General features: G+C 37.3%; 10 protein-coding genes. 7 read left to right on the top strand and 3 right to left on the bottom strand.

Annotation, left to right across the window (positions count from 1 at the left end; all coding sequences use genetic code 11):
• Window positions 1-170: 170 nt before the first annotated feature.
• Entirely contained in the window at window positions 171-641 is a 471-nt protein-coding gene (locus tag CEY12_RS07565; protein WP_089027114.1) for an Lrp/AsnC family transcriptional regulator, read from the bottom strand.
• A gap of 143 nt (window positions 642-784) precedes the next feature.
• Between CEY12_RS07565 and CEY12_RS07560 the strand changes: the two genes are divergently transcribed.
• The gene (locus CEY12_RS07560) at window positions 785-2,173 is read left to right on the top strand and encodes an MFS transporter (protein WP_089029817.1); all 1,389 of its coding nucleotides are present in this window, start codon (window positions 785-787) and stop codon (window positions 2,171-2,173) included.
• A gap of 32 nt (window positions 2,174-2,205) precedes the next feature.
• Window positions 2,206-2,787 carry a TIGR00730 family Rossman fold protein gene (locus CEY12_RS07555; protein ID WP_172821067.1) on the top strand — a complete coding sequence of 194 codons (582 nt, stop codon included), beginning with the start codon at window positions 2,206-2,208 and terminating at the stop codon, window positions 2,785-2,787.
• Here the strand turns inward: CEY12_RS07555 and CEY12_RS07550 are convergent, their stop codons facing one another.
• Window positions 2,788-3,573, bottom strand: a complete 786-nt coding sequence (locus CEY12_RS07550) for an AraC family transcriptional regulator (protein WP_089027112.1) — start codon at window positions 3,571-3,573, stop codon at window positions 2,788-2,790. It lies immediately after the preceding gene.
• Between the two features lie 80 nt (window positions 3,574-3,653).
• Between CEY12_RS07550 and CEY12_RS07545 the strand changes: the two genes are divergently transcribed.
• Window positions 3,654-4,856, top strand: a complete 1,203-nt coding sequence (locus tag CEY12_RS07545; RefSeq protein ID WP_089027111.1) for a CynX/NimT family MFS transporter — start codon at window positions 3,654-3,656, stop codon at window positions 4,854-4,856.
• A gap of 127 nt (window positions 4,857-4,983) precedes the next feature.
• Here CEY12_RS07545 and CEY12_RS07540 read toward each other — a convergent pair whose 3' ends face one another.
• A complete protein-coding gene (locus tag CEY12_RS07540) occupies window positions 4,984-5,622 on the bottom strand; it encodes an alpha/beta hydrolase (RefSeq protein WP_089027110.1) in 639 nt (212 codons plus the stop codon).
• A 99-nt stretch (window positions 5,623-5,721) separates the two neighbouring features.
• On the opposite strand from CEY12_RS07540, the gene CEY12_RS07535 reads away from it, so the two are divergent.
• From CEY12_RS07535 to CEY12_RS07520, 4 genes are all read left to right on the top strand, one after another.
• The gene (locus CEY12_RS07535; protein WP_089027109.1) at window positions 5,722-6,468 is read left to right on the top strand and encodes a metallophosphoesterase; all 747 of its coding nucleotides are present in this window, start codon (window positions 5,722-5,724) and stop codon (window positions 6,466-6,468) included.
• Between the two features lie 196 nt (window positions 6,469-6,664).
• Window positions 6,665-7,582: a helix-turn-helix domain-containing protein gene (locus tag CEY12_RS07530; RefSeq protein WP_089027108.1), complete on the top strand. Its 918-nt coding sequence runs from the start codon at window positions 6,665-6,667 to the stop codon at window positions 7,580-7,582.
• Between the two features lie 229 nt (window positions 7,583-7,811).
• Complete coding sequence (locus CEY12_RS07525; protein WP_089027107.1) at window positions 7,812-8,957, top strand: efflux RND transporter periplasmic adaptor subunit; 1,146 nt, start codon at window positions 7,812-7,814, stop codon at window positions 8,955-8,957.
• A gap of 9 nt (window positions 8,958-8,966) precedes the next feature.
• Window positions 8,967-12,107, top strand: a complete 3,141-nt coding sequence (locus CEY12_RS07520) for an efflux RND transporter permease subunit (protein ID WP_089027106.1) — start codon at window positions 8,967-8,969, stop codon at window positions 12,105-12,107.
• The last annotated feature ends 8 nt before the right edge of the window (window positions 12,108-12,115 follow it).

The following is a 12,115-nucleotide window of genomic DNA, read 5'->3' as shown; positions in this document are numbered from 1 at the left end:
TAAAAACTTTTGTGACTTAATTTACAAAGGTTCTCACTTTAACTGATGGAGGATCAGTGTTCTAGTGAGTTTGCTTTTTACTAGTAAATGAATGTTGGATTGAGATTATTTCGCTTTCGTTGGCAATGACGAACGTGGTATATTATGTTTGTAATTACATCTGCTTTTGCTTATATAATCTGAGAACTTTCTTTAATACTATTCATCACAAAAATACTTTTCGTCTGTCCGATCCCTTCGATTTCAGAAAGCTTATTCACGAAGAATTCATGAAACTCATCCATATTGGGTGCAAGGATTTTCAGCATAAAATCAAAATCACCACTGATGTTATAAAACTCAACGACTTCTTTTAATTTACAAACCTCTTCAATAAATTTCGTGGCCATTTTTTTATTATGGGCATTCAGTGCGATCATGCATACAACCATCATTCCTTTATTGACCTTTTTGCGATCCAAAACAGCCGTGTATTCTTTGATGATTCCTGATTTCTCTAAACGCTTGATCCGTTCATGGGTAGGCGTTGGACTTAGATTGATCCGGGTTGAAATATCACGGACGCTCAGCTTCGCATCTTTTTGTAACAGGCGCAGGATAGAGAGGTCTTTTTCGTCGAGGGTGTAATTTTCAGGTTGCATTTGTTCTGTTTTTTTATTTTAAAATTAACTTAAAAGTACATTTGTTCTTTTATTTTGTATTTAAATTCAATTGTGTTCCAAATTTAATGTTAAATTTTTACATATGTTCTAATAATTTTAATTTTGCAGGAAATTTGAATGGTATGGGAACAAGAAAAAACTTAATATTAATATTGGCATCAATAGGAACCTTTGTTGAAGCTTTAGATATTGCTATTATCAACCTGACAATCCCTGCTATTCAGAAACAGTTCAATATCGGTGCTGAAACCGTTCAGTGGCTGCAAACTTTATATGTTTTGTTTTTTGGTGGTTTTCTGATTATTGGAGGCAAGCTATCTGATCAGATCGGAAGAAAAAAAATGTTCCTGCTTGGAGCGCTTATTTTTATGCTGACTTCATTAGGGGCAGGGCTTTCAACCAATTTTGAAATGTTGGCCATATTCAGAGCTTTACAGGGATTGGGTGCTGCATTTATTATGCCTTCAGCGCTATCTATAGTTACGAATACTTTTACCGAAAATCATGAACGAAATAAAGCTTTAGGCGTTTTTAGCTCTTTTGCAGCAATCGGATCGGGGAGTGGTTTGTCTATAGGAGGTATCATCAGTACCTATTTAAGCTGGCACTGGGTTTTCCTAATCAATGTTCCTATTCTTTTATTGACTCTTATTTTCGCATATCAGTATTTACCTGCGGATGAGAAGTCGGAAAACTCTCAGAAAACAGATTCCGTTTCTGGAATTTTATTAGTTCTTGGATTATTGAGTTTGACGTATGGAACCCATGAGTTGATCCAGATTAAAGAGCAGCCATTTATGGTTATCGGGTCGATCGTTGTAGCTGTTATATTATTAGGAACTGTGGTTTATCGATTAAAAACTGTAGCTCAGCCTTTGATTGATATTCAATTATTCAAGCACAGATCACTGATGACTTCGAATTTGGCCTTTTTTACCTTAGGCGCCTTTTTTATAGGATTCTTATTCCTGATCTCTTTAATGTTGCAAAAAGATATGGGACACAGTGCTGCCTCAGCAGGATTAATGCTGGTTCCTTTCAGTGTAATGTCAGCTTTGGTTGCTAAATTTATTTTGCCTTCTGTTTCAAAAAAACTAAACCCTGCACAAATGGGAATTTTCGGATGGTCTTTTATGTTGGCTGGGGCTTTATCTTTACTGATATCTATTTATTTTGGTCACCCTTTGGTCCTTGTATTATTGGGTGCAGCGTGTATCTCAGGAGTTGGAATGACTTTCTGTTTTACCAGTTTGTCCATTTTGGGAATCCGGGATGTTGATGCATCGGATTATGGAGTAGCTTCAAGTTTAACGAGCACCAACTATTTTTTAGGAGCTGGAATTGGCTTGTCATTTATGACCTTAATGGGGCAAATTTTTCCTTCCGATTGGGCAGTGGGAAGTTTAAGTGTCATCATTTTGGCAGTGTATGCAGTTTGTGCACTTGGAATATTGGTATATTTGATTATTAAAGAATTAAAGGTAAAAAGAACATCGGTAGCGGTCTCATAATTGGCTGCCACTATAAACTTTGACGTACAATGATAAAAAGACTAACTGTATTTTGTGGATCAAGCTTTGGAGCTGAACCGATCTATGAAGATCAAGCCTATGCATTAGGAAAGAAACTTGTGGAAGAGAAAATAGGATTGGTATATGGTGGTGCCATCAGTGGTTTGATGGGAGTAGTTGCAAACGGAGTGATGGAAAACGGCGGTGAGGCGATAGGAGTGCTTCCTCATTTTCTGAAAGGAAAAGAAATTGCTCACCAAAATCTGACTGATCTGATCCTTGTAGAAACCATGCATGAGCGTAAAACCAAAATGAATGAATTATCAGATGGTGTGATAGCATTACCCGGAGGATATGGAACTTTAGAAGAGCTTTTTGAAATGATGACCTGGGCACAGTTGGGGTTGCATCAAAAGCCAATCGCTGTTCTTAACGTCAATGGATTTTACGATGATTTATTGAAGATGACACAGACAATGGTTGATAAAGGGTTTTTGAAAGAAGCTAACCAAAAGATGCTGATTGTAGATGATAACATAGATGTTCTTCTAGCCAAAATGAAGAATTACGAGGCTCCGAAAGTTGATAAGTGGATCTCTAAAGACAAAGTCTGATCATAAATTTTTTATAAAATCGCTGGGTCTGTACTGCATAACCGACTGAAAACTGTTGGTATATGCCTGCAGACTTTTGTACCCAACCTGATAGGCAATTTCTGAAATAGTCCATTCATTGGCACTTAATAATTCCAGGCTTTTGATGATCCGCAGCATTTGCTGGTATTTGATCAGGGTGAGGCCAGTTTCTTTTTTAAAAATCCTTTCCAGAGACCGTAGTGATAATGAGGCGATATCACTTAGGTCTTCCATTTTAAGATCTTGTGTATAGTGGGTATTCAGGTGGTTGATGGCCTGGGTTAATCTCTTGTCTTTAGGAAGACTGATATGCAGTTGGATAGAATCGGCTACAAAATTTGGGAGTTCATTATACAATGCTTTTAGAAATATGTTTTCATCATCGCTTTCATCCGTATCCCGTGACCATTTTTCGGCATATCTGATCATTTCTTTCAATACCGGAGGTACAGAAAATACGTTGACCGTATTGTAAAATGAATCATCTTTGGTACTGTCGAAAAACATGATCATCAACCTGATTCTTTCGGAATGAGAATTGGTTTTATGGATGGCTTTTGCAGGAATCCAGGCGGCATGGTTTTGCGGTAAAAGATACATCTTTCCTTCTACCGTCAGATATTGAAATCCACTTTCTACATACACCAGCTGTCCCTTTTTCTCATGAAGATGAAGAAGATCATCATGCCTCCAGTTATCCTCAAACCAAACAAAATAAGGTTTCGATAATTCATCCACATTCAAGATATTTTCTGGAGGAGCCATGTCGTTTTAGATCAATATAATGGCAAATGTATACAAAATAACATAATTAATTTTGCTATATCAATTTTTTTATACCTATTATGAAAAGTGAAACAAGAAAAGAGGGATCTTATATTTTACTGTTGATCAATGTTTTGGTAGTTATTTTGGTGTCAAGTAACCTGCGTTCACCTATTACTTCTGTTGGGCCGGTACTGAATCAGATCGGTCAGTCTTTGCATTTAGATAATTTTCAAAGCAGTTTACTGACTTCCATTCCTTTGCTGATGTTTGCCAGTTGCTCAGTATTGGTTAGTCGGTTTTCACACCGTTTCAGCATCAACCGTTTTTTATTATATGCTTTGGTTATCCTGAGTTTTGGGTTGTTTCTGCGGGTTTTTGGATCCGTTTGGACCTTGTTTACAGGATCTGTATTTATCGGTCTTGGAATCTGTGTAGGAAATGTTATTACTCCAGGTTATATCAAAAACAATTTTCCAAAACAGATCGGTTTAATGACCGGCATCTTTGCGGTTGCGATGAACCTTACCGCTGCGTTGGCATCGGGGTACAGCGTTAGCCTTGGAGAATGGACAGGCTACGGATGGCGTGGTTCTTTGGGAATCTGGTTGGTTATTGCTTTGCTAGCCTTATTGGTCGTGGTTTTGGAATTATTATTGAATAAAAAAAGCACCAATCAAATCAAGAGCTCTTTGGCTAAATCGGATTTTAATATGTTTAAATCTGCACAGGCCTGGAATATCAGTATTTTTATGGGGCTGCAGTCTCTGGTTTATTATTCTTTAATTTCATGGCTGCCAGCTGTTCTGAATGACTATGGAATGAACGGAAATGCTCCGGGTTGGGTGTTGTTCGTCATTCAGATCTCAATGATTCCGATCACTTTTGTAGGACCGATTATCGCTAATAAAATGAAAGACCAAAGAGTAATGATCGTTTTCTTGTGTGTTCTGATGTTCGCAAGTATTGTTATGTTTGCCCTGTTAAAATCACAATGGATCTATGCAACAGCAATTCTTTTAGGTCTATCCAATGGTCTTTCGTTTAGTCTATCGATCTTATTTTTCTCTTTGCGGACAAAATCAAGTGCCAATGCTATTAAGATTTCAGGAATGGCACAATCTGTAGGATACCTTATTGCTGCTTTTGGACCTGCTATTTTTGGGAAGTTACACGACTGGGATCCTTCATGGAAATACTCATTTGCATTTTTGGGAATTTCAGTGATTGTGATGTTTTTCTTTGGGATGAGGGCGGCACAAAAGAAGTTTGTGGAGAGTTGAAAGTGGAGAGTTGAAAATTGAAAGCTGAAGGTGAGGAGTTATTCGTTTTATTTGCTGTGAGATAGGGTGTAATCTCGTACCTCGCAACTCGTATCTCTCAATCCTAAATTCATACCCCACACAACCATCAAAACTTCTTATGAATCCATTCTTTGGTAGGATTGATCCAGATATCTAATGCTTTAAACAAAAAACCATGTTTCATTCCGGTGTTCACTTCTATTTCTTTGAACGTTTTTAATTTTGAGTTTTTTAATCTTTTTTGAGAAGATAACGGAACATGCCCCTCATCAGATTTTTCTGTAATAGAAAGTACTTTACCATACAATTTGAAGTCAGGGTCTTTATTCAAGGAATCGTCCTTAAAGCTCGATCCGATGATCACAAATTTCAAATCTGGATTTTTAGCATAGTAAGAAACATATTGAGCAATATAACCACCCTGTGAGGTACCTACTATACTCATATTTTGAGGAGATACCCCTTTATTTTTTAAGCTGTCAATCTGGGTAATTACTTTTCGGGCATACATTTCCGGGTCGGTCTGATCAGGTCTTTTTTCAGAGATGATCACCGTGTTTTTGTCTTTTAGTTTATTCAGAATCGGCGCATACTCTGCGATGCCATATTGTGGATGTTTTTCGGCGAAAGAATGGCCTTCCAGAAATTTATTATGTAAAAAGAAAATATATTGTTTTTGCTGGGCCGTTAAAAGATTTGAGAGAAAAAAAAAGAAAGCCAAAAGAAACGTTGCAGCTGTTTTCATGCGATATCTTGTAATTAAAGTCTAAAGGTAAACATAGTTTCTGATATTGTATTACTTTTGCCTGTTGAAACGTTCTCTATTCCTATTTTTTTAAAACCTATGAAAATACAAATCATCAGTGATCTGCACCAGGAATTTGGCTCTACTGATTTATCTTTTGATAAGGCAGATGTTGTTGTATTGGCTGGAGATATCAATTTAGGAACAAAAGGGATTGAGTGGATTAAAGATAAGATATCCAAAAAGCCGGTTATTTATGTTTTGGGCAATCATGAATATTACAAAGGGTCTTACCCTAAAACTTTAAATAAAATAAAGGAAGCAGCAAAGGACTCTGCTGTTTTTGTGCTTGAAGATTCTTTCGTTGATATCGAAGATGTCAGGTTCCATGGAGCTACTTTATGGACTGATTTTTCAATCTTTGGCAATCCAGTGCAATATGGAATGATCTGCCAGCCTAGAATGAATGATTATAAAAAGATTAAAAGAGATCCATCGTATTCGAAAATGAGAACTATTGATACTTTTAAAATTCATCAGTTTTCAAGAATAGCATTGCAGGAAAATCTTGAAAAATCCAGAGGATTAAAGAATATTGTAGTTACACATCATGCTCCAAGTATTCAATCGGTTCCTGTTGAGTATAAGAATGATCCCCTAACCTCAGCGTATGCTTCTGATCTCGAAGATTTAATTATAGAATATAAGCCTCTATATTGGGTTCATGGGCATATTCATACGCCCTGCAGATATACAATAGAAAATACAGAGATCATCTGTAACCCCCATGGATATATTGACGAAAAATACAATGGTTATGAGAAAGAACTGATTATAAATGTCTAATAAACCATATGTTTTATAATTGTTAGATTTGGAGAAATAATTTGAATGTTTCTATTTAACGGAAAAGAAATGTGAAACAACTATTGACCGGGATCTGAACCCCCCCTTAACTCGAAACCCGCACCTCGCACCCCGTAACTCCTCAACTAACAAATAAAAGATTATTCACTAATTTTATCCTCTATTTCATTTTAAAATGGCTCGGAAAAATAACACCCAACCCGCTGACTTTATTTCAAATATGACTTTTGAAGAGCTTCTTAAGGAAGTGGAATTTGATCTTAGAATTAAGGAGTTTGTAGTCATGACCATTGATAGTACCAACTATTCCGTCAAATTGAATGTACCTTATCGTGCAGAATATTTTTGTATGATCTTGATAACAAATGGAGAGGAGAGATTCATAATTGAAGACATCAGGTACAAGGTTTCAAAAGGGGATATCGTATTTTGTCCAATAGGTCAAACATTTTGGATAGAAGAAATTTCAAATGATTACAAAGGAGAATATATTTTCTTTTCAATAGATTTTATTTCTAATGCCGGATTCAATTACAAGTCGAGTGATGTCTTGAGAAGTCTCTCTGAGGATCCTATACATGTGGTTCATAATGAACCTGATCTGTTTCGGAGACTGAAATTTCATCTTGATGAGCTTAAAATTTTAAACAACACCGAAAAAGAGAATTACTATTTTAATGAAATGATCTGGCATCATTTTTCTTTGGTCATGTATGAAACGGATAATCATTTTAAAAAGACAGAAACAGGAAATCCAGTGACCTACCGGGAAGATGAAATTACCACAAGTTTCTTTATTTTGGTCCGGGAGCACTTTAAAGAAGAGCATAGCGTGCAGTTTTATGCAGATAAATTATTTATCAGTCGTAAATACCTGACCAAGGTTATCAATAAGACCATGTTCAAGTCGCCGAGAGATATCATTCATCAGGTACTAATTGTTGAGGCAAGGCTATTGCTGAAGAATTCGAATGCGAATGTAAATGAAGTGGCCGCTCAGCTTAAATTCCCTGATCAGGCGTCTTTCAGTAAGTTTTTTAAAAAACAAACTGGCATCTCACCGCTTACATACAAAAGGACAGATCTGTATTAAACCCAGGGATTTTAAATAAGAGATGAGTTCTTTTTACAATTATTTCATGATTTTATGATCTAAAATGGTTAGGAAAAATATTAATATGTTTTAATGAAGGTGAAAAATGACATTTATCATGTTTTGAAAAATAAGGAGTCTTTTTGACAAATTAAGGAGTTTTTAGAATATTTCTCTTGAATTTTTTTAGGGCGAATTTTGCCTTGTGAAATTTAAAGGAAATATTACTATGCAAAAATTTTTTATCCAGAAATGGACTATATTATTCCTCTCGTTTGTGGTTGTAACGGGGTGTAGGAAAAATACTCAAAATCAATCTTATCAGCAACAAGCACCTCAACTTCCTGTAGAAACCGTAAAGCAGGGAGATGCTTCTGTTTCGAGAGAATATGCGGCTTCCGTAGAGGGAATTTCTAATGTTGAAATAAGACCTCAGGTAACAGGATACCTGTCTAAAATATATGTAGATGAAGGAGATTATGTGAGAGCTGGTCAGCCTTTGTTCAAGATTGAAGATCAGGTCTTTCGTGAGCAATTGAATAGTGCACAGGCAGCATTAATTACAGCACAAGCCAATCTTACCACTTCCAAAATAGAATTGGAACGTAAAAAGGAACTGTTCAGAAATAAAATGGTCTCCGAGATTCAGGTAAAGGAAGCAGAAGCCGCTTATAATGCGGCAAGGGGAACAGTGAGTCAATCCCAGGCTTCTATTGGGTCGGCGAAGATCAATCTCAATTTTTCTACGATTAAGGCACCAGTCAGCGGATACATTGGAAGATTCAATTATCGTTTAGGGAGTTTGTTGACACCTGCCAGCCAAAATCCTATCAGTTTACTGTCGGACATTCATGAAGTGTATACTTATTTTAGTTTAAGTGAGAGTGATTTTAATCAATTTCAAAAACAAAATCCCGGGAGCAGCGTAAATGAAATTATCAAAAATACACCTGCTGTCTCATTGCTTCTTTCCGGTGGTGAAAAATATGTTGAAACAGGAAGGATTGATGCAGTGGATGGGCAGTTTAATAAGACAACAGGTTCTATCACTCTGAGAGCAAAATTCAATAATCCGAATAATGTATTGAGAAGCGGGAATACTGGAAAGATCGTATTGGATCAGTTTTACTCTAATGTTATTCTGCTTCCTATTGCTTCTACCAGAGCGATTCAGGATAAGCTTTTTGTATTCACTATTAGAGATGGAAAAGCAGTTCAGCTTCCTATCGAAGTCAGTGGAAAGACAGGTACAAATTTTATCGTATCTAAAGGATTGAAGGCCGGAGACCAATACATCGTTACAGGTTTTGACAGGCTGCAACCCGGAACTCCTGTTGTAGCTCAAAAACAAAATGCTCAACCGAAAAAATCGTAAGAAGAAATCATGTTAAAAAGAATTATAAAAAGACCTGTATTAGCAACGGTTATTTCTGTGCTGTTGGTTATATTGGGAATTGTCGGTATGCTTAATTTACCGATCACAAAATTTCCGGATATTGCGCCGCCTACGGTAATGGTGACCGCTGTGTATCCGGGAGCTAATGCTGAAACGATTGCGAGATCTGTTGCTCCGCCATTAGAAAATGCCATCAATGGAGTGGAAAATATGGATTATATTACCTCTACGGCAAGTAATGATGGTACATTAAATATAACTGTTATTTTCAAATTAGGAACTGATCCCGATCAGGCAGCAATTAATGTTCAGAACAGGGTAGCTCAGGTAACGAATCAGCTTCCGGCAGAAGTAATACAGGCAGGGATTACAACCTTGAAGAGACAAAACAGTATGATTGCTATGGTTTCTTTGACCAGTAAGGATGGAAAGATGGATGATCTTTTCCTTGAAAACTATGCAAAGATCAATATCGTACCGGAACTGAAAAGGGTGAAGGGAGTAGGTGATGCGATGGTGTATGGAAATAAGGACTATTCAATGCGGGTATGGCTGGATCCTAATAAACTGACTTCCTATAATCTGACTCCTTCCGATGTTTCAAGAGCTATTCAGTCTCAGAATTTAGAGGCTGCGCCGGGTAGATTCGGAGAAAGAAGTAAAGAAGCAATGGAATATGTCCTTCGTTACAAAGGAAAATTTACTGAGCCAGAGCAATATGAAAATATAACGATCAAAGCACTAAGCGATGGTTCTGTTTTAAAATTAAAAGATGTAGCCAGAGTAGAATTTGGAGCATATAGTTATAACGTATCTTCCAATTTCAATAAAAAAGCTTCTGTTACGATGGCGATCTTTCAGATGGCAGGATCGAATGCCAATGAAGTACAGATAGCACTTCAGGCAAGAATGAAGGAGCTGGAAAAATCTTTTCCGGAAGGAATGGCATATGAAATACCTTATGCTACAAAAGAAGCATTGGATCAGTCGATTGAACAGGTAATTCATACTTTGATCGAAGCATTTATTCTTGTTTTTATTGTGGTCTATATTTTCCTGCAGGATTTCCGTTCTACACTGATTCCGGCGATTGCAGTTCCGGTGTCTATTGTAGGAACCTTCTTCTTTATGAATGTCTTTGGATTTTCCATCAATATCCTGACGCTTTTTGCTTTGGTATTGGCGATTGGAATTGTTGTGGATGATGCTATCGTCGTCGTCGAAGCAGTCCATGCCAAAATGGAGCATAAAAAACTGAACCCCAGAGCGGCAACGATGTCGGCGATGAGTGAAATTACTGGAGCCATTATTTCCATTACTCTGATCATGTCTGCGGTATTCGTGCCGGTTGCTTTTATGAGTGGATCTACAGGATTATTTTATCAGCAGTTTGCGTTAACCTTAGCGATTGCGATTGTTATTTCGGCAGTGAATGCATTGACTTTAAGTCCTGCACTATGTGCTATATTTTTAAAGCAACATCATCCGGAAACACATGAGAAAATGAATTTTAAAGAGCGTTTCTTTAGTGCCTTTAATACGAATTTTAATAAACTGACTTTCCGGTATGGAAAAGCGATTTTATTCCTTTTAAAAAGAAAATGGATAGCGCTGTTGATCATTGTTGCTTTTGGTGGATTATTTACCTGGATGTCGATGACCACGCCGAAAGGATTTATTCCTGATGAAGATCAGAGTTTCATTATCGTGACAACTAATCTTGCACCGGGAGCTTCAAAAGACAGGACGTCAAAGATCATTTCTGATACTGAAGATCTGCTGATGAAAAATCCTGCTGTTGATAAAGTGATCTCGGTAGACGGACTGAATTTATTCAGTGGTTCGATGTCATCTTCAGCAGGTTCTATTTTCGTAAAATTGAAAAAAGGAGGTGAAAGAGGAAAAGTTAATAATATCAATGATATCATTGGACAGTTTCAGGGCGCATTATCCCAGGATAAAAGAGCTAATTTCTTAGTAATTAATACACCGACAGTAGACGGATTTGGAAATACGAGTGGAATGGAACTGGTTCTTCAGGACCGTACGAATGGGGATCTTCAGAGTTTAGGAAATATTTCTTACGGAATGATGGGAGCGTTAATGCAAAGACCTGAAGTCGCATTGGCTTATACCACTTTCGATGTGTCTTATCCACAATATGAGGTATTGGTTGATGAGGTAAAAGCAGCACAGCTTGGTGTCGCGGTTTCTGATGTCTTAGGGGTGATGCAGGGATATTATGGAAGTATCCAGTCTTCCGATTTCAACAGGTTCGGAAAATATTACAGAGTATTGGTACAGGCGACTCCCGAAACAAGAGAAGATAAAGAATCCCTGAACGGAATCTTTGTTAAAAACAATCAAAACCAAATGGTTCCTGTGAATACTTTAGTAAGCCTGAAGCAGGTAACAGGAGCGGAAGTGGTGGATCGTTTCAACTTATTTAATTCTTCAAACTTAACTGTAATGGCGGCCCCGGGATACAGTTCCGGACAGGCAATGGCTGCAGTTGAAGAGGTGAGTAAGCAAGTTCTTCCTCCGGGATATACTTATGACTATAAAGGGATGAGTCGAGAAGAAGCAACTTCAAGTTCTCAATCGGTGATGATCTTCGGGTTGTGTATCGTATTTGTTTTCTTCCTTTTATCCGCACAGTATGAAAGTTATATTCTTCCTTTCGCGGTATTGATTGCTATTCCTATCGGTTTATCAGGAGTGTTTGTAGGAATTACACTGGCAGAGCTATCCAATAATATCTATGTTCAGATTGCTATGGTTATGTTGATCGGGCTTCTGGCTAAAAATGGTATTCTTATCGTAGAATTTGCTGTTCAGCGCCGGAGAGCAGGGAAGAGTTTGATTGCTTCTGCAGTGGAAGGTGCAAAGGCACGTTTACGTCCGATCTTAATGACCTCCTTGGCATTTATTACAGGATTGATTCCATTGATTTTTGTGGTAGGACCTTCTGCATTAGGAAACCATTCTATTGGATATGCTGCGATATCGGGGATGCTTTTCGGAACTATTTTAGGACTTTTCGTGGTTCCGGTTCTTTTTGTGGTATTCCAGGCTTTGCATGAAAAAATAAATGGGAAAGTAGTAACAGAAGCAGATTGGGAATATTAATCCAAATG

This window comes from Chryseobacterium sp. T16E-39, from assembly GCF_002216065.1.
In the GTDB taxonomy this organism is placed as follows: domain Bacteria; phylum Bacteroidota; class Bacteroidia; order Flavobacteriales; family Weeksellaceae; genus Chryseobacterium.
The sequence above is the reverse complement of the archived record's forward strand: the minus strand, read 5'-3'. Positions and strand labels throughout refer to the sequence as shown.